Annotated in this window: 16 protein-coding genes; 5 read left to right on the top strand and 11 right to left on the bottom strand. The window is 53.6% G+C overall.

Annotated features, from left to right (window positions below):
• Positions 1–316: 316 nt before the first annotated feature.
• Positions 317–1,579, bottom strand: coding sequence for a DUF1559 family PulG-like putative transporter (locus Pla22_RS01470; RefSeq protein WP_390620234.1), 1,263 nt, complete (start codon positions 1,577–1,579; stop codon positions 317–319).
• A 383-nt stretch (positions 1,580–1,962) separates the two neighbouring features.
• On the opposite strand from Pla22_RS01470, the gene Pla22_RS01465 reads away from it, so the two are divergent.
• The 3 genes from Pla22_RS01465 (at position 1,963) to Pla22_RS25125 (ending at position 4,090) form a co-directional block, all read left to right on the top strand.
• On the top strand, positions 1,963–3,168 hold the full coding sequence (locus Pla22_RS01465) for a phenylacetate--CoA ligase family protein (RefSeq protein WP_146513008.1): 1,206 nt from the start codon (positions 1,963–1,965) through the stop codon (positions 3,166–3,168).
• A 111-nt stretch (positions 3,169–3,279) separates the two neighbouring features.
• Complete coding sequence (locus tag Pla22_RS01460) at positions 3,280–3,657, top strand: DUF971 domain-containing protein (RefSeq protein ID WP_242631734.1); 378 nt, start codon at positions 3,280–3,282, stop codon at positions 3,655–3,657.
• 271 nt (positions 3,658–3,928) lie between these two features.
• The gene (locus tag Pla22_RS25125) at positions 3,929–4,090 is read left to right on the top strand and encodes a hypothetical protein (protein WP_165440469.1); all 162 of its coding nucleotides are present in this window, start codon (positions 3,929–3,931) and stop codon (positions 4,088–4,090) included.
• Between the two features lie 178 nt (positions 4,091–4,268).
• On the opposite strand, the gene Pla22_RS01455 is transcribed toward Pla22_RS25125, so the two are convergent.
• From Pla22_RS01455 to Pla22_RS01440, 4 genes are all read right to left on the bottom strand, one after another.
• Complete coding sequence (locus tag Pla22_RS01455) at positions 4,269–5,336, bottom strand: hypothetical protein (RefSeq protein ID WP_165440468.1); 1,068 nt, start codon at positions 5,334–5,336, stop codon at positions 4,269–4,271.
• A gap of 143 nt (positions 5,337–5,479) precedes the next feature.
• A complete protein-coding gene (gene ribD, locus Pla22_RS01450; protein ID WP_242631733.1) occupies positions 5,480–6,640 on the bottom strand; it encodes a bifunctional diaminohydroxyphosphoribosylaminopyrimidine deaminase/5-amino-6-(5-phosphoribosylamino)uracil reductase RibD in 1,161 nt (386 codons plus the stop codon).
• A 68-nt stretch (positions 6,641–6,708) separates the two neighbouring features.
• A complete protein-coding gene (locus tag Pla22_RS01445; protein ID WP_146513005.1) occupies positions 6,709–8,877 on the bottom strand; it encodes a tetratricopeptide repeat protein in 2,169 nt (722 codons plus the stop codon).
• Positions 8,878–9,071: 194 nt separating this feature from the next.
• A complete protein-coding gene (locus tag Pla22_RS01440; protein ID WP_165440467.1) occupies positions 9,072–9,701 on the bottom strand; it encodes a hypothetical protein in 630 nt (209 codons plus the stop codon).
• A gap of 298 nt (positions 9,702–9,999) precedes the next feature.
• Here Pla22_RS01440 and Pla22_RS01435 point away from each other — a divergent pair, with 298 nt between their 5' ends.
• Positions 10,000–10,515: a hypothetical protein gene (locus Pla22_RS01435; protein WP_146513003.1), complete on the top strand. Its 516-nt coding sequence runs from the start codon at positions 10,000–10,002 to the stop codon at positions 10,513–10,515.
• 99 nt (positions 10,516–10,614) lie between these two features.
• Here the strand turns inward: Pla22_RS01435 and Pla22_RS01430 are convergent, their stop codons facing one another.
• From Pla22_RS01430 to guaA, 5 genes are all read right to left on the bottom strand, one after another.
• Complete coding sequence (locus Pla22_RS01430) at positions 10,615–11,433, bottom strand: sugar phosphate isomerase/epimerase family protein (protein WP_146513002.1); 819 nt, start codon at positions 11,431–11,433, stop codon at positions 10,615–10,617.
• Positions 11,434–11,935: 502 nt separating this feature from the next.
• The gene (locus Pla22_RS01425; RefSeq protein WP_146513001.1) at positions 11,936–16,033 is read right to left on the bottom strand and encodes a hypothetical protein; all 4,098 of its coding nucleotides are present in this window, start codon (positions 16,031–16,033) and stop codon (positions 11,936–11,938) included.
• A gap of 170 nt (positions 16,034–16,203) precedes the next feature.
• A complete protein-coding gene (locus Pla22_RS01420; RefSeq protein ID WP_146513000.1) occupies positions 16,204–16,386 on the bottom strand; it encodes a hypothetical protein in 183 nt (60 codons plus the stop codon).
• A gap of 73 nt (positions 16,387–16,459) precedes the next feature.
• Positions 16,460–18,145 (bottom strand): energy-dependent translational throttle protein EttA, encoded by a 1,686-nt coding sequence (gene ettA / locus Pla22_RS01415; RefSeq protein WP_146512999.1) that lies wholly within the window; start codon positions 18,143–18,145, stop codon positions 16,460–16,462.
• A 165-nt stretch (positions 18,146–18,310) separates the two neighbouring features.
• The gene (gene guaA, locus Pla22_RS01410) at positions 18,311–19,897 is read right to left on the bottom strand and encodes a glutamine-hydrolyzing GMP synthase (protein WP_207310282.1); all 1,587 of its coding nucleotides are present in this window, start codon (positions 19,895–19,897) and stop codon (positions 18,311–18,313) included.
• 153 nt (positions 19,898–20,050) lie between these two features.
• Here guaA and surE point away from each other — a divergent pair, with 153 nt between their 5' ends.
• Entirely contained in the window at positions 20,051–20,821 is a 771-nt protein-coding gene (surE, locus tag Pla22_RS01405) for a 5'/3'-nucleotidase SurE (RefSeq protein WP_146512997.1), read from the top strand.
• A 156-nt stretch (positions 20,822–20,977) separates the two neighbouring features.
• Here surE and Pla22_RS01400 read toward each other — a convergent pair whose 3' ends face one another.
• A complete protein-coding gene (locus Pla22_RS01400) occupies positions 20,978–22,048 on the bottom strand; it encodes an acyltransferase family protein (protein WP_146512996.1) in 1,071 nt (356 codons plus the stop codon).
• Between the last annotated feature and the right edge of the window lie 21 nt (positions 22,049–22,069).

The following is a 22,069-nucleotide window of genomic DNA, read 5'->3' as shown; positions in this document are numbered from 1 at the left end:
GGATCGAAGTCCCGTTCATTGCTTCCTCACTTGGCAATTGCTCGACTTAGCGATTACTGGGCGAGGTTTCTTGGAAAGCGACCGAACTTTTTCTTAAGGTTGATAAGACCAAGATTGATTGGTGCTTCCTTTGCCGTTGTCGGTGCCTACATTGATGCTGATTGCTTCAGCCTCAAAGCTACCCACCGCAAACGCAGGCCTAAACTTTATCGGTGTCGAAATTGGTTAGGTCGCTTTCCTCCCTTAAGTGACGGAATCCGATCAACAATCTTCGAGATCGGAATAAGAACGAGAATGGATTTGGTAAGTGCACGCATTAGTTTTCACTGCCCTTGGATTGCAGAGAAAAGTAGCTGGCGAGCTGCAGCGTTTCGGCTTCGATTTTTGAGTTGGTCCAGTAAGGTGACGAGATCGTTGCGGTCCCAGGCCATCCGCTTGCGTCTGGGCCATCGAAGCCGTTGTTGATGAAGCCATCGTTGTTGATATCAATGATGCCTCGCACTGAACCGTCAGCCATTAAAACGTTGGCGGTTCCTTGGTGAACGGGCAGCATTCCGCGATAGTCTTGACGTGTGTCGTGGTTCCAGGTCTTGAGCCAACCGCTTGCGCCTTCGCGTGGGGTTCCGCTGGCGATGACCGGTAGTTCCATGAAGTGAGTGCTGGTGGTTTCAGGCACGCCGTCAGCATCGTTGTCGACTTCGACGGTGTTCCCAATCGGGCTGCCCACGATCGATGTCGTATAAAAAGCTCCACTGGCCATTTCGCCAACTTGAGCGGATAGAAACCCGGAAACTGCGGCGTCGCATAGGAATGGGACGGTACTCGATGAAGCTTTACCGCCATCGAGTGCCTTCGTCGTGAGCGGTCCGCGGGTGACGTTTCGACCTTTCGGGTCCGTGTCCGTGCAAGCGGAATCTCCCGCTTTTGGATTTCCGTTCTCATCAAGTCGAAGTTCGTTGCGAACAAGAAACCACGATGCAGCGAAGTTTGTGTTGTAGCCCTGCTCGAGCAGTTTTGCATTGATTAAATTGGCACGCGCGGTACTGGACGGGGCCAGCGAATCATCCGCTATTTTGCGACACACGTTGGTGACGGTTTGCCCTAATTCATTAGTAAACGTTTCGGCTCCCAAACGATCATGGCAATCGTCCTTTAGAAATTCAGAGGTTGAAAGCGTCAGCAAATCTTCAATAGCGCTGCTTGTTTCGGCGCTTGTGCTGGGGCAACGCATCTCACTCGTGAGCACTCCGCGGTTTACCAAGTCAGCGACCCATCCGATTTCCGTGGGCACACCGTCACGCTTAAGATCGAATGCACCACTGCAAAACGACCCGTCGGGAGCCGAGTTGGAATAAGCGGCAAACACAACACCGAAGTTCTTGAGGTTACTTTGGCACTGCACTGCTCTGGCGGCTTCTCGGGCCTTGGAAACGGCCGGCAATAGCAACGAAGCAAGGATGCCGATGATCGAAATAACGACCAGCATTTCAATGAGCGTGAAGCCATTGTGTGTCGCGTGTAAATCGCGACGGCGGGTGTTAAGCGTGGGGATCCGAGCCGGCATGCTTCGTTCAGACATGTTGTTCTCGCTAGGGCACCGCTCTGAAACTCCTTCATCGCGTCCCTTGCACGACAGGGATTCTGACGGCATCGGCACGTGATGCAACAGCGAATTAGCGGGCTCACAGACTCTTCATAATTGCTGTCGCGACCCCTCCGCTCCCCTCAAAACATTTCGAATTCAGTGGCCGCACTAGGTGCCAAGTAAGCAGGGGTTTTGGCACCTTCTTAGGCTAGCAGTCAACAAACTGGCTTGCTGTTAAATTAGGAGGGCAAAGGAGCATCACGAGATCTTCACATTCGCAATCCGCATTCCACACCTGACTTCGGGACATTGACTTGTCGGATCACAAAGAACGTACCGGTTTTCCAACCTTCAGCGAGCTCCAGACCAGTCAGTTGATGCGTTTGAACGAGGTGTTGAGCAAAGCCATCCAACGGCCTTTCTACAAAAGTCGATTCGCTGGATTGTCGCTTCCTTTAACCTCGCCGGACCAGCTCATCGATCTGCCGCTGTTGTGCAAAGATGATCTGGTGAGTTCCAAGCCGGGATTGCCTGCACGCATTTTTGACTTGCCAAAGCATCACTACTCACGATTGCATCAAACCAGTGGTACGCAAGGACATCCCATGGTGGTTCTCGATACCTTGGAAGATTGGCGATGGTGGTTGAGGTGCTGGGATGCAGTGCTTGATGCCGCGAATGTGAATGCCGAGGACGTTGCCCTGATGGCATTTTCGTTCGGTCCCTTCATCGGCTTCTGGACAGCCAACGACTCCTTGGTTCAGCGAGGCGCACTGGTGGTTCCCGGTGGAGGCGTATCAAGCGAGTCTCGCTTAAAGATGATCGAGCATCACAAATGCACGATCGTTTGTTGCACTCCCACCTATGCCTTGCACTTAGGGAAAGTTGCCGATGAGATTGGTTTTGATCTCGTTTCCAGTTCCGTAACGCGAGTGATCGTCGCGGGCGAGCCAGGCGGATCATTGCCAACAGTTCGCGCTCGTATCAAACAGACCTGGGGGGCGAAGGTCATTGACCATGCTGGTGGCAGCGAAGTCGGTGCTTGGGGTTTTGGTAGTGACGATGGCAAAGGGTTGCACGTCAATGAAGCGGAGTTCATTGCGGAAGTGTTGCAGATCAGTGATCAGCATCCGAGTGGGCATCCGTGTAAGGATGGCGAGGAAGGTGAGTTGGTGCTAACAAATTTGGGGCGACATGGGGGACCAGCAATCCGGTATCGCACCGGTGATATCGTGCGTCCGTTCCGACAGCATGGACATTCGATTCCTTATCTTTGGCTCGATGGTGGCGTGTTGGGAAGAGCCGATGACATGGTCGTTATTCGAGGTGTGAACGTGTTTCCAAGTAGCGTCGAAGCAATCGTTCGGGAAATAGAGCCATCTGCAGAATTTCAAATTACGATCACTCGCGTCGATGAGATGGATCAATTGTCGGTGGGGTTGGAAGGAAATACTCAGAGTGCAACCAAGTTAGCTCAATTGTTGCGAGAACGGTTGGCGATGCGGATTGATGTCCGATCGCTGTCAGTAGGTGAATTGCCCCGTTTTGAAGCCAAGTCGAAGCGTGTGGTGGATTTGCGTTGATGGTGGCCGACAACTGCCCGTCGTCAAAAAGCAACAACTTTGATCCAATGGTGTCTGAATCGTCGATGCCAAACATTAGGTGTCCCTCGTTCGCCGCTTTCAAGTCAACATATGTCTGAACCCACTGCCAATCCCGACGACACGTCCATGCCCGCAGGCTGCATGCCGGAATCAATTGAACGAGATGGAAACAACGTGATCCTGATTCATTTCAATGATGGAAAGGTAACGCGATGGACAGTCGATCAACTTCGTAAGGCCTGCCCTTGTGCAACTTGCCGAGAGAAAAAACGAGCCCTCGAAAACGATGCCGAGAAGCCAAAGAGCGCCATGTTGTTACCTGTCCTGTCAGCCGCCGAGGCGCGTCCGTTGCGAATCGAGGCTATGCAGCCAGTCGGGCAGTACGGCTACAACATTCAGTTTTCCGACGGGCATTCTTCTGGGATTTTCTTGTTCGAAATCCTCTACAACGCGCCTCTATCGCGTTAGCAAACTGCAAATGTGAACACCGCGGTAAGATCCGTTGAAGGTTTGCGTTTAGCGATTGCCATGAAATTGTCTTCGTCGAAGATAATCTCCGACTTCGACTCTTCTCGAGTCAAGTCTTCGCGAATCGGTGCTGAGAGTTACGTGTAACCGGCTCCTGAGTACTGGTGGCTTGAAACAGCCAAGAGATCGGCGGCGTATTGGTGAGCATCGGGACCGAGGTCGGCCCGATATGTCAGTTCAATTCTGGCCCGATCTATTTAGACCGAGAATCATGTCTTTGGAAAGGGACGCAGTGCAGTATTTGCGACAGCTATGGGCTTGGTGGATCAAGTACAGCGATCCTTTCGAGAAGTTGAAGCGAAAGGAAGATCGCAAAGCGAAAGAAATGGCAGAGCGTCTGGACAAGAACCTGAAGAACAAGAGTTCGCCGTGACGCTCATCACGTGTGGATTTTGATTCTGCGGCAGAGTCAATTCTCTACTGCGTTGGCTTGCTGATACGTTTCATTCAACTAGCTGGGATTGCCAAGGCAACACCGAACACTTTGGTCTGACCACAAAGATATTTCTATCCACGTGATCATACCTGTCTTCGCCGAAACCGGTGTCTACTCACCTTTCGGACAGTCGAGCCTTGGGAGCGGGGTTGCTGATGAACGTGGTTTCGCAACCCAGAGATGTAAACCGTGCGTCAGCTATCTCTCGCTGTACAAAGCTAAGCTCAGGAATCACGGCTTCCCAATATGACGCATCGTTGATCAGCATCTTCGCAAGTGATGCAGGGCGATCCGGCGTTGTTGGTCGCAGTCGAGACAGGATCGCTTTGATACAAGATCGTTGCTCAACGGAAAGTCGGTCGTGATCAAGCGACTGATGAAGCATCGGTAGGATTGACGTTCCGTGACTCAGCAGTTCTCGTTCGGCCTGGACTCGCTTGCGTCGCTGTGGATGGTCTAGTTGCTGGATCAATGCTTCGACTTGCTGCTGGTTCAGAACAATTGGCTGGCGTGATTCGGCGATCACGGCTTGCAGAGTTCGCTCGCTAAGGTGCTTGAGCGACTCGCCATGTAGCATCCTGGAAATCACTCGAGCAAAGTGTTTGTCGAAAATCTCCGGTGTTTGCAGGCGCAAATGCAGCAGGTTGCTGGATTGATAGGACTGCGCCGATTCCGACGTCAAGTCACCAATGGCCAGGGTAATCATTCCGGTTTCGGGCTGATCAAGGACGCAACGTTGGGCGGTGCCGTTGCCGTCATCTGAAATGTGCGATTCGATCCTGAGGTGCTGTGCATCCTGAACGTGCAGTGTGATCGACTGCTGAGGCGTCTCGCAAATGTAATGAACTGAGGGAATGCCGCGATTGGCGGTAACCGTGATACTTTCGTAGATCTGGTTTTCGGTACGGCTTTGTGAGCCTTTGCGATGCCTTGGTGCATCCAAACAGATCCGAGCTTGGACAAGTTGAAAACGCACGACGCCCGAGGGTTTGAAGTAGTCGGCGTGTAGTTCCTCGCCGTCACCTGAGTCCCGTCGTTGCGGGGGGAGACCTTCAGCCTCAGGCGGTCTTTGTCCCAAAGATGACACGCCCGTGATGGACAAGCCGATTAAGGCAAACAGCAAACGCCACCTCATACCAGTACCCTGTTCCTTCCCCGAATCTTGCGGGAGATGCGTTGCCAATGGATCAGCACATGATCAATCGCAACGCATGGGTGCAAACGCTTAGGTGAACGCGTAGGCCGGCCCTCATCGGGCAAGCCGACGAGTCCAACGAAGGTTATCGACAAAAATGCGCAGTTTGCAAAAGGGGAACTTCGTGGAAGTCAGCGCAATGGATCGCTTTTCCTACGGTAAATGATGCGTACGTCGTCATCGAATTGACGCACGTCCGCGACCGTGAACTGCCAAGCTTGGGCAACTTCTTTCACGCCATCGCCGGAAATGGGGCCAGGAGCCGCCGCTGAACCGAAGGCTTTAGGGCCAACAAAAACGTGTGCTTCGTCGATTTGGTCGACGGAAAAAAAACTTGAAAAAATCTCTCCGCCACCCTCAATCATTACGTTCGTGAAGCCTCTTTCGCCCAAATGTTGCAGCGCAGCGATGACAATTTCGTTTCGGTTCTCCGCATCGAGCTGCACGATTTCGACCGCCGTCGCATGCAAGTCTTCAAGCATTGAGGTGGGTACGGCGCGCGAGACGAGCAGTAACGTCGCAGTCTGATTCGCGGTCTGAATGAGCTTCGAGTCAATCGAAGGGACCCTGTGATGACACAATACAACGCGGACAGCAGTACGTTTGGGAGCTTCGCCTTCGGGCAGGCGTGTCGTCAATTGGGGGTCATCCGCTTCCACGGTTCCCATGCCAACGATGACTGCATCGACACGATTTCTAAGCCTGTGGACTTCAGCGCGTGAGTTATCGCCAGTGATCCATTTGCTCTGCCGGTCAACCGTTGCGATCTTGCCGTCCATCGTCATCGCCCACTTGGCGATCACCCACGGAATGCCGGTGCGAATTCGCTTTAGGTAGGGAGCTAACAATTGCGTCGCTTCCGATTCCATCACTCCGACGCTGACATCGATACCATGGTCCGTCAGTTCCGAAATTCCTCCGCCGTCGACTTTGGCAAAAGGATCTTTCATCGCGATCACCACTCGCGAGACCCCCGAAGCAATGAGTGCTCGGGTGCATGGTGGTGTTTTTCCTTGGTGGCAGCAAGGTTCAAGTGAGACGTAGGCTGTCGATCCGCGTGCATGATCCTGGCTTGCCAACGACATGATTGCGTCGACTTCGGCGTGCGGGCCACCAAAGACACGGTGAAACCCCCGCCCAATCACTTTGCCATCGCGTACCAAAACGCAGCCCACCATAGGGTTGGGCTCGACTGATCCTTCGCCATGTTTGGCAAGGTCGATGGCAAGCTTCATGAACTCGCGGTCTTGCTCGAACCGGATTTCGTTGTCTTTTTCCACGGATAGGTTCACTGGAACGGGGTCAATAGAAAACGAAAGCACGAGGCAAGACTGCTCCATCGCAGCATGAACGCTGCTACCTAGTCCATGCCGGGAACCCACAGCTTACTGCCGCCGTCGCCTTCGCCGCCAGCAGCCGGCGATGGAGCGGGGGCTCCTCCATCGGGAGTCCACAACCCGCCACCCGCCGCCGCGGGAGCAGCAGCTGAAGGTGGACCGCCTGGCCCTCCCCGTGGACGTCCATCGGGTCCAATCAACCCATAAGCCATCAACATCTGCTGAAGCTGTGCCATCACTTCGGGTTCTTGACCGTATTGTGACGAGATCGCTTGCAGAGCTGATTGGAATCCAGGACCATCGCCACCTTGTAAACGCAAGCCAATTTCAGTCAGCAACAGGTTCGCCGTGGATATTTGATTCGCAGCGGCAAACGCTTTGGCTTCTTCAAGCAGCTTCAATGCTACGGCGTTATCAGTAGCGGTGTTGATCAGAGTCATGTACGCAAGCAACTTCGCGGGACGTTGTTCCTCGCTCATTTCTGATTCAAGAAGAGCCGACGCGAATCGACGCATGGCATTGGTTGATGAAACCTGCTGAGCACGCTGCACTAAATAAATCAGCGACTCGGTATTGAGTTGGGATGGATCAACGAAAGCAAGATCTTCATTGGCAAGCGATTCGATGTCCTCGTTGTTCGCAACGATCATCCCTCGTCGTTGAAGACCAGCAAATTCATAAACCTTTTCGATCGAGTCACCGAGCTTTGATGAAACCGCGTCGTATTGCTCGATGATTTGCATTACCGCCGTGCGAACGAGCAGCTTGGATTCATCGCCCGCGAGATCCTTCAACGACGCGTTGCCTAGCAAAGGCAGTTTGAGTGACGCGACGGCTTCCGGCATCCGCTCTTGAACCAAATCGAGTTGAAGCTTTTCGGCGTCCAACGGGCTGGCTTGAAAACGCACCATCGCGATTGCTGGTTGACTAGCAACAAGCAAGGGCAAGGGTTCGCCGTCGGATTGGGTGAATTCAAACGCCGATTCGACTGCGTCATTGATGCGTGATTTCACTTGTTCGATTCGATCTTGCCGAACCTCGACAACCTCAATCCGAGCAGCACGGTCGGTTTGCTTTCCGTAAATGAAAACCATCGCGACAGCTTCTGGAACTTCAGAGATGGGCGGAAGCTTATCCAATTCCGTTGGCTTTTCGCGATCCAGAATTTGGAACCCAGCACGCGGTGGAATATCGTCCTCACTAGCGCGCATGCCGGAAAGCAAGTCCGGCGGAAGCGACACGAAGTAAGAACTGGCGGTCATCGACAATTCGATCTCTTCGGTGTTCTCTATGTCGCAAGTCAGTTCCACTGTAGGGATGCAAACGTCGGGAGTGCTCGGTTTAGCCATCGCCGACATCGCCAAGTACTTGGCTCGGGTGTCAAAGTCGAGCGATTCGCATTCCGACAACTTCCTGAGCATGTCCGATTGGGTATCGGTATCGCCTCGCCAAATCGCACAGGTCAACAGTCCCGACAAGATCGCTGGTTCGTCTGCAACGGTACGTTGCAGCGATTGGAATTTATTCTCGGCCAGCAGCACTTGGTTGCTTTGAAGCAGACCTGCTGCTTCGTCATAGCGTTCGCCCCAACTCGCGTCGGCGGGACGCTCGATGGTTTCCGGAATGGACTTCATCAATTGACTGATCGTCGGTGCTTGGTTGAGTTGCCGAAGCACCGAAACCGCTGTCCGTCCACCTTCGTAGCCAGACGCCATCATGGCGAGCGTGGCATATACACGGGCGGTTAGAAACGCCCCGGATTGAGCAAGCGAAAACGCAAGCACCGATGCAACGTCGAGTACGAACGAATCAACATCACGTCCGCTCTCGGTGAGTGCTTGAAGGATCGTCGAGGTCGCACTTTCGGCGTCACCCTTGAAGATCATCGCCGCTGCTCGCTGAGTCAACGCGAGTGGGTTGCTTGGTTGCAGGCGAATGAAACGTTCAGCGTTCTCGGATAGCGATTCATATTCTCGCAAATCGAGCAACAAGCGACCTCGGATCGCAAGCGCCCATGCAGCATCCGGGTTCTCTTGCAGGATTGTGGAAAGACGATCAAGCGCAGGAACAACTTGGCCGCCTTCGACCATCTTGATAACGGCATCGAGTTCGTGGACAGAGTCTTTGCACTTGCAGAATTTAATTTTCTTGCCGTTGCCACAAGGGCATACAGCATAGGTGTCAACAGTCATCGCGAAGCGAGCCAGTCAGTGGATGGAAAAGGAGGAGTTTCGCCAAATAGCAATTTACCATGATGCCCCACGATCCCCATACCCCCGACAGCAGTGGTGACGACGGTTCTTGAATTGAGACACCGCTGGGACTCAGACGCCAGGAAACTTCGGAAATCGGTCTTGGGGAAGCACGCCGCCGCTGGGGTACCCGATCATTTCGTTTCCGACGAATCCGGAGAAGCATCATGTGAGGCATTTTCCGGTGTTGGTAGGTCCAGAATGTCTCGCTGAAATTCGGCGGGCACGGGGGAACGACCGTGCCGCGTGAGACGATCAAGTTCTCGGTAACGTATCGAGGCCAATTCCGAAACCTGATCGAAGGAATTAGCCACATGCTTCTGAACCGCCTGTCGAACAAAGGCGGCGTCTACTTTGTCGGTCGGTTCTAGCGTCAGTTCAATTTTTCCGGGTTTGCCAACGAGTTCCAAGAAACGCTTCCTGAGTCGTGGATCCGACGAGATTCGGACATGGTCGAGTTCATGTTGGACAAGGGGATCTTGCCAAAAGTTCTCGAGCTTTGGTTTGCGTCGAAACCAAATTTCATGCGTCGTCTCTAGCTTCACGTCCCTGAGCCGAAGTCGAATGATTAGCACTCGATCGGACTCGCGATTTTGAATTTGCCAGCGAGGGGAACTGCGATAGTTGTATTCCATTTTGAATCGCGTTTCCGCAGCGACCCGAGGGCCAGATCTCCGTTCTTGGTCTGGATCTCGGTCCCCATAGTTCATCGTGACCGAGCCTTCGTCGAGTAAAAAAATTTCTTCGCTGGGCGGTCGCGGCAATTCGGATCTCAGCAGCGGTATCGGCGGCGGATAATCCAGCGTCTCGGCGCTGCTGGAAGATACGTCCCCCCAAACGAACAGCAGCCAAAAACAGGCTCCCCAGCCTCGCAGAAGTGAAACCTTTCGCTGGGGAGGAGATTCTTCCGATAAACCAAAGTGCCCTTTACAACCCCTCGGCAAAGAATCTAGGCATGGATGGTTCGACGCGTTGAAAACACCGTTTTTCTGGCCGAAGTCAACGCTCTGGCTAGCGCCGAACTGACTTGATGATGAAGTGTTTTCACAGAGGGAGTCGGTCATGAAGCTTCGTTCGCTGTCCATGTCTTTCATTGTATGCCGGGCATACACACTTGTGCTTGTGGCCTGGTGTTTGTGTGTGGGGGTAGGCTCCATAGCCTTGGCTACGGGCAAAGCAAACGCGGATTCGCAAAGCGGTTCCGGCTCTTCCACGGTCGATGTCACCGAATGGGAGGTGGAGGAAGTGGACTTGGTCGAACTCAACCACTTTGTCGACGAAGACGGCCGAGAAGTGTTTCGGCAGGTCATCTTCTATGATTGGTCGAAAACGGATCGCCGATTTCACGTTCGAGGGTGGCGGCTGATCAAGGATGAATCGCAATTGCCGCTGCGCCGATGGAAGCCAGCACGCTATGAAATACGATGGCACGAAAATGCGTCTTGCCGCCAGGTCAACGCTTCGCAACTACGAGAGACTTGGACTCAGCAGGATCCTGAGCGAGTAAACCGAGCCTTCTTACCAGAGGATCAACGAATCCCACTGTTCGCCAAGCAAAAAGACAGTGGCGTGCGATAGCCGCGTTTGAAGTGCTGTGGCTAGGTGACGTCAGCTAGTCATGCGATTCTGTGTGAGCGAAGTTGGCGAGCGATTGACGACAACAAGAGAACTCGCCTGCTACGAACGGCTGACTGAACCACTCAAGCGATCGAAAAACAACTTTGCGTGTTGCAAGACCTGCTCATACGAAACGTTTTCGATGTCTTCGCCTAGCAGTTCGACTTCCATAGGACCTTGATAACCTTGTTCCACAAGTGCTTCGTAGAAACGCTGCAAAGGAACGCATCCTTCACCAAGCAAGCAGCGGTTCATTTCGCCCACGGGACTGTGGCGGCCATCGCCAAACTGCACCAAGTTCAAATGCGGTTTTAGATCCGGCAGCCATTTGATGGTGTCGTCATCCATGCCGACGTGATACGTGTCCAAGGCAAGGCCTAAATGAGTGCTGCCGACATCCTCGATGATGTCTAGTGTGGTGCGTAGATCATGGATGAAAGACCACTCGTCGCCACAGCCGGGATGGATCGGTTCAAGTGATAGGTGAACGTCAAAACTCTCAGCGGCCGCAGAGACTTCACGAAGAGCATCGCATAGTGTGCGTCGTGCATGCGATCGAATGTGGTTGTTGCGACCACCGGCTAAAACAATCAGCGTGTCGGCGCGAAGATTTGCCGCTTCGCGAACCGCTTTAATCGCGTCTCGAACGGAATCGTCCACGCCCAGACCACAGCTTCCGGTAAATCCGCCCGCCCACGAAAGCGAGGTTACATGGAGGGAAGATTCGCAAAGCAATTCAATGGTGCGATCAATTCCAAAGTCATCGAGCTTGGGCCGATAAAGTCCAATCCCTTCAAAGCCCATTGCCGAGTACGCTGATGCGTCTTGTTCCATGCTCCATCGGAGCGTCGATAATTGACTGACCGCAAACGTATTCATCCTTGCGTCGTAGCCCTTGATTTATATCAGACGGAAACCAGTGGGCGGGCCTCATGCTTCGCCGCATCAACGGGGCTGAGTATCGGTGGAAGCTTCTGGTTTGTAAAGATCGCTTCGCAAAGATCGTGCGCAACAAAAAATGATCGACATCCGCGTAAGGGAACAATGTGTCATTCCATGGAAGTTGCACAGTGCAGTGTTGCACAGTTCAGCGTTACACGGTTCAGCGTTACACGGTTCAGCGTTACACAGTGCGGTGTTGCACGACTCCGTGTTGCACGATTTGCTGTGTTGCACGATTTGCCGTTGCGTACACGTCTTCTTTGTGCCAAGCCACCGTTGCACTTAACGAGTGTTGCTTGAGTATTTAATCGGTGTTTTAACCACCTTGCCACAACGGTCACTGTGTTTGGGCGATCATCGCTCTGCAATTACCACCTGTCGGGGAGCGCTAAATTGGTGCCCACGTGCAAGAAGACCGCTGCCGTTCGCGGAACGCACGCTACGGCTTCATGTGAGGCAGTCGCCGACCTTGGCTTCGTGCGGTGTCGAGTTGTTCGCTCACCTCGACGGTGGAAAGCGGTACGATGGCGATAGTCATCAACGCGTGCGGGTCAATTTCACTACTAGTGCGTTGTTTTGCTAGCTGTTCGACTTCGTCTTCTAAGGCATCGAGCCATGCTGGCACTTCTAATCCGACACCGGTGGGATGCCGCGTCAAGATTTCCGCTTCTTGCTCAAGGATTTCAAACGCTTTGCTTTCTTCACCCGACTCAGCGTCTCGCATTGCGGGGCCGACGAGTGCTCGCATGCGATCAATGGTCATCGGTTGCACAAAACGTTCCATGATCCGATCGGCCACTGTCGGCATCCGCATCGCGTAAGTCTTTTGCAAGTCACGAAGACGCTTGACATAGATTTCTGCTTCGGCGCCGATGCGTTCGCTTAAGCTTCGTCGCCAAATGATTGCAGCCTTTTCGAGGCCACCTCGTACCAGAACTTCATGAGCCCACATGACGGGTTTCAAGTTCCACGCGATTCGTTCATAGCGAACTCGCAGTCGCAGGAAATCAAGAAACATGTAAACCATGTCTCCGCGATCGCTTTGCGTAGTTGTGCTGTTGTAATCAAGGTACTCGGCATGGTGATCGATCAACGCTTCATAAACGAGCGTCATCCATCGTTCGGCTTGCGACAAACGCAGCGTTCCGTTTTCTAGATCTTCAAACAACTTTGTTTCGCGAAAGTGTTCATCATCCTGCTCCATCGCTCGCTCGATCCAGTCAGCAACTCCTTGGTGCAGGATTGCGCGAACATTCCCAAGCTGCAAGAACGTTTGCGTAAAGATCGGGTCGCCATAGGTCTTGATGAACGCAACCATCTGTTCCCACTTCTTGGGATCGGTAACGATTTCTAAAGGTGAAAGGCGAAGCGTTTGGGAGTGCGCAAGCCAACTGGCGAGCATGGTTTCAGTTAATCGCTCGAGTGAATTGATCAGAGCGTCTTCGGTAAGTTCTGATCGTTTCTCGACATCGGCTGCGTGTTTCGTTGATTCTACCAATGAAGCGACGAGTGATCGGAAGCCTGCCTGAAACAGTGAGTCGAATTCAGTGACAGCACCAATTCCGATAGGGTTTTGTTGTTCCATCTCACGAGCCACTTCGATCAGGCGACACGTTTCAGCGATCAAGCCTCGTCTTGGAAGCCAGTGCATCAAGTGGCGAAGCGCGCGTTGGCGAAGTCGGGCCACATAGATTTTGACCGGATCGCCGCCTCGCGATAGCGGAATGTAAAGCAAACTCTTGTCGCTCAACGCGTCAAGAAACATGGGGAACTGTCGCTGCGCTTCTTTTTTGTCGCCGGCAATTACGGCTCCAAAGACGCGTATTGCACCGGCGTCATCTTCCGCCAAGTCGTCGTCGATGGCTGCTTTGACGAACGTCGTTTTGCCTTGGTTGGTATCGCTTTCTTCCAGATTAGGAAGTGACATCATCGCGCCGCTGATCAATCGTCTCGCGTCGGACATTTCGACGGCGGTATTGATGATTCGTTCCATCAACGAATCACGCAGGACTCGCCGACGATCGTAGCTGCGCATCGAATCTTTATCGCTGCCAGCGGGAGCAATTTTGTAGGCGCGAACCGCATCGAGAAGTTCAAGCAAACCAATTCGATTTTCTTTGGCTCGTTTGGCCCAAGATTGAAGCGAATGCCAGCGATCACCCAGGTCGGCACTGCTCTGGTCCGTGACGGCGATGTCGGCCGCTACCGCCCACATTCGAGCAAGCGATTGCAAGAAGCTAAGATGCTCGATCAGTCGCTTGGATTCGGCTTCGAGTTCGTCACCGCTATTTTCTGCGTCAGGATCGTAGATCGCACCTTCGTTTCCGTCGTCCGTCGTGTCACGATAGGTCATGCCTTCGTAAGCGGCGTCAAACAGACCAGCCGATTCGCCGTCGTCTTGGTCCGGGTCTTCGCCATCGGCGGCTAACAGTTCGCGGTCCCAATCTCGCTGGATCGTGCGGCTTTCCCCGAGACTAAACCGCGGTGCTGACCAATACTCTTCTGCATTGGCTTCAAGGTAATCAAAGAACTTGCGAGCCAATGGCCAAGTATCTTCGGTAGCGCCTGGTCGGATGGAGCCCCGTAACTTCAGCAACCATCGTTCACTCAGACGCGGCAGCGAGCTAGCGCCGAGTCGAATGCCGACTCGGTCGGCATTGCTTAGCCAATGAACTAGTAGGGCCATCGCAGGCACAAAATCTTCACGTTCCAAAAGAGCCGAGATCACCAACGCATACGCGCGTGGCGAATCGAACAGATCGGCGTGGGGTGCCCAGAAGCGAACATTGCCCGCTTCGGCGCCACCTTGATGCCACAACTGAAGTGCTCGGGCGACAAGCTTCGCCGACTCGAACGATTCAAGCGGATCGGCTGCTTCGACCGACTCGACCGTGTGGGCAGCATACTGTCGCCACCAAAGTGCAACGTCCCGATAGCATGTTTCCATCTTTTCATAGATGTCGTGCTCATCACGCGCCGACGCTTCGCTCCAGACTCGCGCGATGTATCCAAACATCTGTTCGATTAGGAAAATGACGTCGTCGACACGTTGGTCGTGAACGCTGCTTTCGGGGCCCGGGTAAAGGCTGAAATTGCCGGCGGAACCAAGGATATCCCAAGGGTCAATCACCGCGCCGCACTCGATGCCTCGCTTAAGTAAGTCAAAGACTTGTTCGGGAACTTCGACCGCGTCTTCAAGCCGACCTTCTCTGAGCCGCCTTAAACCGATTGTCATCGCGCAATCGATTCGGCATATCAATCTTGCCGACGCCGCGGGCACCGCATCGACTTGTCGCTTGGCCGCTTCGGGGTAGCCCATTCGCGCGTACAAACGAGCCAGTTGAACATGTTGCAGTTGAGCGGCTCTGCTTTGAGCAAGCGCAGCGTTAAGGTGCTGTCGAACACCGCCAAAGGGCTGGTGACGCAACTCGCACTCTCGTCGCAATCGTTGTCCATGTTCTCCCTCGCACGCCGTCAAACGGTCGCGGTAGAACGCATCACGGTAGGCCGCAATGGGCTTCATCAACGAACTGAGTGTGATGTCGCTGGAATAAGCACCAGGACCCCACCCGGTGATGCCCGATGCCATCAGGATCGTGCCCGCAAGCACGGTAGCGCATTCGTCCATCCATTCGTCGCGACACCCTTCCTCTTCGTCACTAAGGCGGCTTAGCAGAGCGTCGAGAGTGACCGAGCGAACGATGAACCGATAGTAATGTCCATCGCTTGAAATCGAGCCTTCGTCCCAACCACCGAAATGGTAATTGGGGCGACGGTTTACTGGATGATCAAAATCGTAAGCACGAGGATCAAGTGATAGTTCGACCATGCGCTCGGGATCGAATGAAGCAGCATGCAGTACGGATTCATCCGTTTGCTTTAGAACCGCGATCGCGCGAGTAATGATCTCGAAATAGGGGCCTGCCGAAACACCAGCACCAGCCACGTACAATGGGACCGGACACACGTATTCATGCCGGTAAGGCTGGCATCGTCTATTTTCCAGCATGGCAACAGGTCGATAGCCGACGAAGTCGTCAAGTTGGTCGATTGCCAACTGTATGATTTCGCTGTCACTCGTTTCGCTGGATTGATCGTTGACGCAAACGTTAAGCAATGCATCGGCGGCGCGAGCCATGAAGAACCCGTTGAAGAGCAATTCAGGTTGTTGGTGAAACAGCGCATCGCGATGGAAGTCCAGGTAGTCCGGAAGCAACTTGCTCCACAACAAGCCGGTGATTCGATCAGCTTGGCTGGTATCGCGAAATGCTGGCTGCTGTGCCGATAGCTCCGCGAGCGTCAAGACAACCCAATCCTTGACCACCAACCACGCTGGTAACCCGGTCATGGGGTCACCTTCAGTCGCGATTGCGTACACGTGATTCCAGGCCGCAAGCGTCGCCGGATCAATAGCGTCAGTCAAAGATCGCTGATTCGCGCCCGCACCCTGTGAGGCCGAGCCCGACGAAAAATTCAGATACCCGGCCAACCGGCGCAGCGTTTCGCACAACGATTCCGGTGGCAAGGATTTGGGCATGATTGGCTTGGGTTTTCCAGCGGATTATTCGGTCTCGCGTCGTGATAGCATCACTTCGCCATGTCGAATCTAAGCGGCCGCGATTTCAACAATCGTGAATAACTCGAATGACGGTCTTGATAGGCGAGAGCTGGAAACGATAGGAGGCGGGCGTGACGACTAGGATTCAACTACTTCTTTTTCTTGGCAGCCTTTTTCTTGGCAGCAGGCTTGCTGGTTGATTTCTTCTTAGCAGTCGCACTCTTCTTGGTTACTTTGGGCGCTGCAGTTTTTTTCTTCTTGGCAGTCTTGCCGAACGCGGCATCCCAGCCATTGGCGTACTTCTGGTTTGTTCCAACTCTTACTACAGCCATCTTGATTTGTTCTCGGGGTGTTAAGGGAAATAGAAATAAAGAAAGTGCCCAAGGCTTGAGCCAAGTTCAAAGCCTAGCCGGCGTGAATGCTTTTGTACCGAGCCTTCATCGCGGATGCTTCGTCCTCTGGATCGAGCCCCATGCGTTCGCGTAGGCCACGTTCGTAAGTGTCGAAGTTTCCTTCGCACCACGTCAATTTGCCTTCACCTTCGAATGCTAGGATATGGGTTGCCAAGCGATCGAGGAACCAGCGGTCGTGCGATGTCACGACAACACAACCGGCAAAGTGGGCGATTGCTTCTTCTAGTGCTCGTAATGTGTCGACGTCCAAGTCGTTAGTGGGTTCGTCAAGAAGCAAAACGTTGCAACCTCGACGCAGTAACTTTGCCAAGTGAACGCGATTGCGTTCCCCACCGGACAAGTTGCCGACTTTCTTTTCTTGGTCGGGGCCTTTGAAATTGAATTTGGATACGTACGAACGTGCGTTCACGTTGCGTCCGTCCATCACAATCGTTTCGGTGCCGCCACTGATTTCCTGGAAAACCGTTTTGTCGGGATCGAGTGAATCGCGACTTTGGTCAACATAGCCCAGGTCAACGGTATCGCCGATTCGAATGTTTCCGCTATCAGGTTTGTCTTGACCAGTCAGCATTCGGAACAGCGTCGTTTTACCAGCACCGTTGGGACCGATCACACCGACGATTCCACCAGCAGGCAAGCGGAACGAAAGGTCGTTCATCAAGATGCGATCGCCAAAGCCTTTATTCACACCTTGGGCTTCGATGACGAGATCGCCCAGGTGACGGCCTGAAGGAATCTGGATTTCGAGTTCGTCGATCTGAGAGTTCTGTTGTTCGGCAAGCAGTTTGTCGTACGCGCTGATCCGAGCTTTGCTCTTCGCTTGACGAGCCTTGGGGCTCATGCGAATCCACTCAAGTTCGCGGGCCAACGTCTTGTCTTTGGCTTGTTGTTGACGTTGTTCGATTTGTAATCGTTTCGCTCGGTTTTCCATCCATGCGGTGTAGTTACCCTCGAAGGGGATTCCTTGGCCGCGGTCGATTTCCAAAATCCACTGGGCAACGTTGTCGAGAAAATAACGGTCGTGCGTTACCGCAACGACGGTTCCGGCATACTTGGCCAAGTGCTGCTCGAGCCACGAAACGCTCTCGGCATCCAAGTGGTTGGTCGGTTCGTCGAGCAGCAATAAGTCAGGTTGGCGAATGAGCAATTGGCAAAGTGCAATTCGTCGTTTTTCACCGCCCGAAAGAGTTTTTACACTCGCATCGCCCGGCGGCAAATTCATCACTGCCATCGACATTTCGACTTGGCGATCAAGTTCCCACAAATTGCCCGCGTCAATCTTGTCTTGAAGCGTTGCCATCTCGTCGCAAAGCTTTTGCATTTCTTTGTCGTCAGTGACTTCGCCTAGCAGACCGCCGATTTCGTTGTAGCGATCCAAGATGGCTTGACGCTCGGCAACGGCAATCTGCACGTTTTCAAACACGGTCTTGGTTTCGTCGAGCGGCGGTTCCTGCTCGAGGTATCCAACGGTGTAACCTTTGCCGAGTCTTGCCGATCCTTCGAATTCAGTGTCTTGGCCGGCCATGATTCGCATCAGCGTCGACTTTCCTGCTCCGTTAGGACCGAGCACACCAATTTTAGCGCCGGGATAGAAAGCCAAGTTCACTTCGTTGAGCACTGTCTTTTGGCCGTGCTTCTTCGTGAGGCTTTCAACTTGGTAGATGTAGTGACGCGACATGGGAATTAAGTTTGAAAAATTGAGGTGAAAGGTGAACTTGTGATCGGCGAATTGGGTAAACGCGAACTAGTTGCGGGAGGTGGTAAACGGTGGAGTCATCAAAACCACTTCGTTGTCGTCAATGATCGTCTGTCGTCAGTAGTCGTCCAGTAACGAATACATCTACTATTCCCATTCGATCGTGGCGGGCGGTTTGCTGCTGATGTCGTAGCAAACTCGATTGACCCCGTTAACTTCATTGATGATTCGTGAACTCATACGGCCCAGCAAGTCGTAGGGTAAGCGACTCCAGTCCGCTGTCATGAAGTCGGACGTGTCGACACTACGAATCGCGACAGCGTTGTCGTAAGTGCGGGCATCACCCATCACGCCAACGCTTTGCACTGGCAACAGAACCGCGAAGGATTGGCTTGTTTGGCGGTAAAGACCGGCCTTTTCGATTTCTTCCACCACGATCGCGTCGGCCTCACGAAGCACTGCTAATTTCTCTCGCGTGACCTCACCGAGGCAGCGTACCGCCAAGCCTGGGCCCGGGAACGGATGACGCCAAACCAGGTTCTCTGGCAATCCAAGTTCCAATCCCAGTCTGCGGACCTCGTCTTTGAACAAGTCTCGCAGTGGTTCAATCAGTTCGAAGCCGAGTTCTTCGGGAAGACCGCCAACATTGTGATGCAGTTTGATCGTCGCAGCGGGACCATCGGGGTCGGCACCGCTTTCGATCACGTCTGGATACAAGGTGCCTTGAGCAAGGAAGTGCGCGTCCTTGATATTCAATGCTTCCGCCTTAAAGCACTCAATGAAGTCATGGCCAATTCGTCGACGCTTTTCTTGCGGTTCCGAGATGCCGGCCAGCGAAGCCATGAAGCGATCTTCGGCATGGACGACGTGCAGGTCAGTCTTGAAGTGTTCGCTGAATTCTTTAATGACGAGTTGCTGTTCGTTCTTTCGCAGCAAACCGTTGTCGACCAGGATGCAAGAGAGTTGGGATCCAATGGCTTTGTAAAGCAATGCCGCAACAACAGATGAATCGACTCCACCCGAGAGTCCGCAAATCACGCGTCGGTCGCCTACCGTCTCGCGAACATGCTCGATGACTGCTTCCGCAAAATCGCTCAGGTGCCACGTTGCTTCGCAGCCACAAACTCCCACCACGAAATTTTCGAGCAGTTTGCCGCCTAGCGGTGTGTGAGTGACTTCCGGATGAAATTGAATTCCAAAGACAGGCAACTCGCGGTGCCGAATCGCAGCGTGAGGGCAAGTCGGTGTCGAAGCTAAGGTCTCAAAGGATTCGGCAACTGAAGAGATCTGGTCACCGTGGCTCATCCAAACGTCCATCTCCGACGGCAAGTCAGCGAAGAGTTCGTTTTGCATCTGCACGGTGCAATTGGCGGGCCCGTATTCTCGAGTCGTCGTCTTGGCAACCTTGCCACCCAACGCGTCACAGGTCAGTTGCATGCCATAGCAAATTCCAAGGACGGGAATGCCAAGCTTGAACAAAGCTGGATCGCATCGCGGAGCACCATCTTGGTAAACGCTTGCCGGACCGCCCGACAAGATGATTCCTTTGGGAGCGAGTTCCGCGATTCGCTCGGCGGTGATGTCGTGGCGAAGGATTTGACAGTAGACGTTTTGATCTCGCACGCGGCGAGCAATCAATTGTGCGTACTGCGAACCGAAGTCGAGAACGACGATGCGTTGCTCGGTCAGGCTTTCAGCAGGAGCGGTTTCACCGGACAGGGTTTCAGTGGCCATCTTGTCGCTCATGCGGGAGTCGCATCTTCTTGGGAGTCGCGGAATCGAATCTCGAAGTGTAGAAAATGACACTGATTTGATGAAGGGGCTCGCCTGCTTTATCTGCGAAAGAACCGCTCCTTTAAGTCTCATTTCGATCCATCCAGGTTACCGATGCGAATTCTCTTGACGAACGATGATGGTGTGTTTGCCCCCGGACTTGCCGCTCTACATCGAAGTTTAAGCCGACTCGGTGATGTGGTTGTTGCAGCTCCCGCAACGGAACAAAGCGGCGTTGGTCATTCCATCACTTTTTTGACGCCGCTGACTTGCAAATCCATTCACCGGGACGGAAAGCATTGGGCTTGGGCGGTGGATGGCTCACCCGCAGACTGCGTGAAGCTATCAATCACCGAACTTTTTCGCGAAGAACCCGTCGACTTGGTCGTTAGTGGTATCAACAGCGGCCTTAATGCTGGTATCAATGTCCTTTACAGCGGCACAGTGGCTGCGGCGATCGAAGGTGCGTTCTTCGGTGTGACGAGCGTCGCGGTGTCTTTAGAGTACGACGAGGACGCCGATTTTGATGCTGCGGCTGCAATCGCGACGGATGTTATCGCGAAGGTTGTGAAGCAACCCGATTCCGCTGGGCGACTCTTCAATTTAAATATCCCCACTGCTGCCACGATTAATCATCAGGGGGCAGGCAAAGGGGAGACAAAGGTCGTGCCGATGGGTTTGGCTCAGTATGGGCGTAGTTACGAGCGGCGAACGGATCCGGGAGGTCGCCACTATTACTGGGCACTTTGGTCCGATCCTGCCACGCCACCACCTGAACAGGCCGACGTGGCTCAGCTTCGCGCGGGCAACGTGACGCTCACGCCGCTAGATTTTGACCTGACCAACCGCGATTTGCTTTCGCGGATGCAGCATTGGGTATTCTGAAGCAAATCGAAGACAAGCACTCTGTGTGCTTTGATTGGAGAGGTGGCTGTTCTCGGCCTGCAGCCAAACATTTGGCGACGGTTTGTTTAGCGTCGAGCCTCATGTCGCGTTTTAGAGTCCCCTTGGGTCTGCTTCGCTACAACTTCGCTATTGTTACTAAGACGATGTGCCTTGCGGATCTTTAGTTTGTCTCGTCACGCGTTCCCGCAGCGCGATCGCGGTTCGTTCGATGCAAAAGTAAAACAGTATGCCGGAAGCAGCAATCAAGGTAAGCCAAAGCACCAAGCATAGGAGTTCTGATCCGAGGCTGCCCTTGGGAACAAAGTAGCGACGCGCAAAATGAATTGCCAGACTGTGTGTCAGGTAAACGCTGTAGGACGTGATTGCAATCGCATAGACCACCGAGTTTGCCGAATACGGCACGGCACGGCGTCCTGCCAAAGCAGCAAGCCAGACGAGACAGCAGAACGCGACCACCGATTGCCCGGCATAGTAGATCGAGTGCTCGTCCCACCAAGTCAATGACGCGAACACCAGCAACGCCGGAACGAACAGGTAGGAAGCTGCTTTTTGGATCGACGCCCAGGTTTGTGGGAAAAAGCGAGCAGTGAAGGACGCTGCCACGCCTAGGATTAATCCCTCAGCGATAAGATGGGTCGCCGCGTGGCCATAGCCAAACGGGGTTTCAAGTCCTGCGTTCGGGTCAATCACTCGCAATAGAGGCGGAAGCAAGGGAAGTGTCCATAACGCAATCGCGGCCCAGGTGCGATTCAACTTTGTCAGAGCGAATCCCACAAAAGGTAGCACGAGGTAGAAATGCTCTTCGACGCACAGAGACCAACTGATTCGATAGAAGGGCATGTCTGTCTCGTAATTCTGCAGGAAAAACAGGTAACGAAAGTCAAACGGCTCGTATCGAGCTAGGCGAACGGCACCATAGCCCAGCAGGACTCCCGCGAAGTAGGGAGGTGCCGTGCGCATCCAGCGACGCATCCAGAAGTTGCCCAGCCGAACTCGCCCTTCTTTGGCGTACTCACGCCAGTAAATTCCACCAATCAGCCATCCGCTAAGCACAAAGAAGAGGATGACGCCGTACTTTCCGAGGTGGGTTGCTGCCTTGAGTGCTGGATACTTGGTCGGCCACATCGGGACAATGTGAAAAGCCAGAACCATCAAGATAGCGATCGCACGCAGTAGGTCTAAGTTGGGATCGCGGGAGCGGGGCATAGTCTTCCTGGAACGTCCGGC

The sequence above is a fragment of the Rubripirellula amarantea genome (assembly GCF_007859865.1).
GTDB lineage: Bacteria > Planctomycetota > Planctomycetia > Pirellulales > Pirellulaceae > Rubripirellula > Rubripirellula amarantea.
The sequence above is the reverse complement of the archived record's forward strand: the minus strand, read 5'-3'. Positions and strand labels throughout refer to the sequence as shown.

Excerpts from the sequence above, each read along its gene's own strand:
- Pla22_RS01470 (WP_390620234.1), bottom strand. The coding sequence starts at position 1,579 with ATGTCTGAACGAAGCATGCCGGCTCGGATCCCCACGCTTAACACCCGC.
- Pla22_RS01465 (WP_146513008.1), top strand. The coding sequence starts at position 1,963 with ATGCGTTTGAACGAGGTGTTGAGCAAAGCCATCCAACGGCCTTTCTAC.
- Pla22_RS01460 (WP_242631734.1), top strand. The coding sequence starts at position 3,280 with ATGTCTGAACCCACTGCCAATCCCGACGACACGTCCATGCCCGCAGGC.
- Pla22_RS25125 (WP_165440469.1), top strand. The coding sequence starts at position 3,929 with ATGTCTTTGGAAAGGGACGCAGTGCAGTATTTGCGACAGCTATGGGCT.
- Pla22_RS01445 (WP_146513005.1), bottom strand. The coding sequence starts at position 8,877 with ATGACTGTTGACACCTATGCTGTATGCCCTTGTGGCAACGGCAAGAAA.
- Pla22_RS01435 (WP_146513003.1), top strand. The coding sequence starts at position 10,000 with ATGAAGCTTCGTTCGCTGTCCATGTCTTTCATTGTATGCCGGGCATAC.
- Pla22_RS01430 (WP_146513002.1), bottom strand. The coding sequence starts at position 11,433 with ATGAATACGTTTGCGGTCAGTCAATTATCGACGCTCCGATGGAGCATG.
- Pla22_RS01425 (WP_146513001.1), bottom strand. The coding sequence starts at position 16,033 with ATGCCCAAATCCTTGCCACCGGAATCGTTGTGCGAAACGCTGCGCCGG.
- Pla22_RS01420 (WP_146513000.1), bottom strand. The coding sequence starts at position 16,386 with ATGGCTGTAGTAAGAGTTGGAACAAACCAGAAGTACGCCAATGGCTGG.
- ettA (WP_146512999.1), bottom strand. The coding sequence starts at position 18,145 with ATGTCGCGTCACTACATCTACCAAGTTGAAAGCCTCACGAAGAAGCAC.
- guaA (WP_207310282.1), bottom strand. The coding sequence starts at position 19,897 with ATGGCCACTGAAACCCTGTCCGGTGAAACCGCTCCTGCTGAAAGCCTG.
- surE (WP_146512997.1), top strand. The coding sequence starts at position 20,051 with ATGCGAATTCTCTTGACGAACGATGATGGTGTGTTTGCCCCCGGACTT.
- Pla22_RS01400 (WP_146512996.1), bottom strand. The coding sequence starts at position 22,048 with ATGCCCCGCTCCCGCGATCCCAACTTAGACCTACTGCGTGCGATCGCT.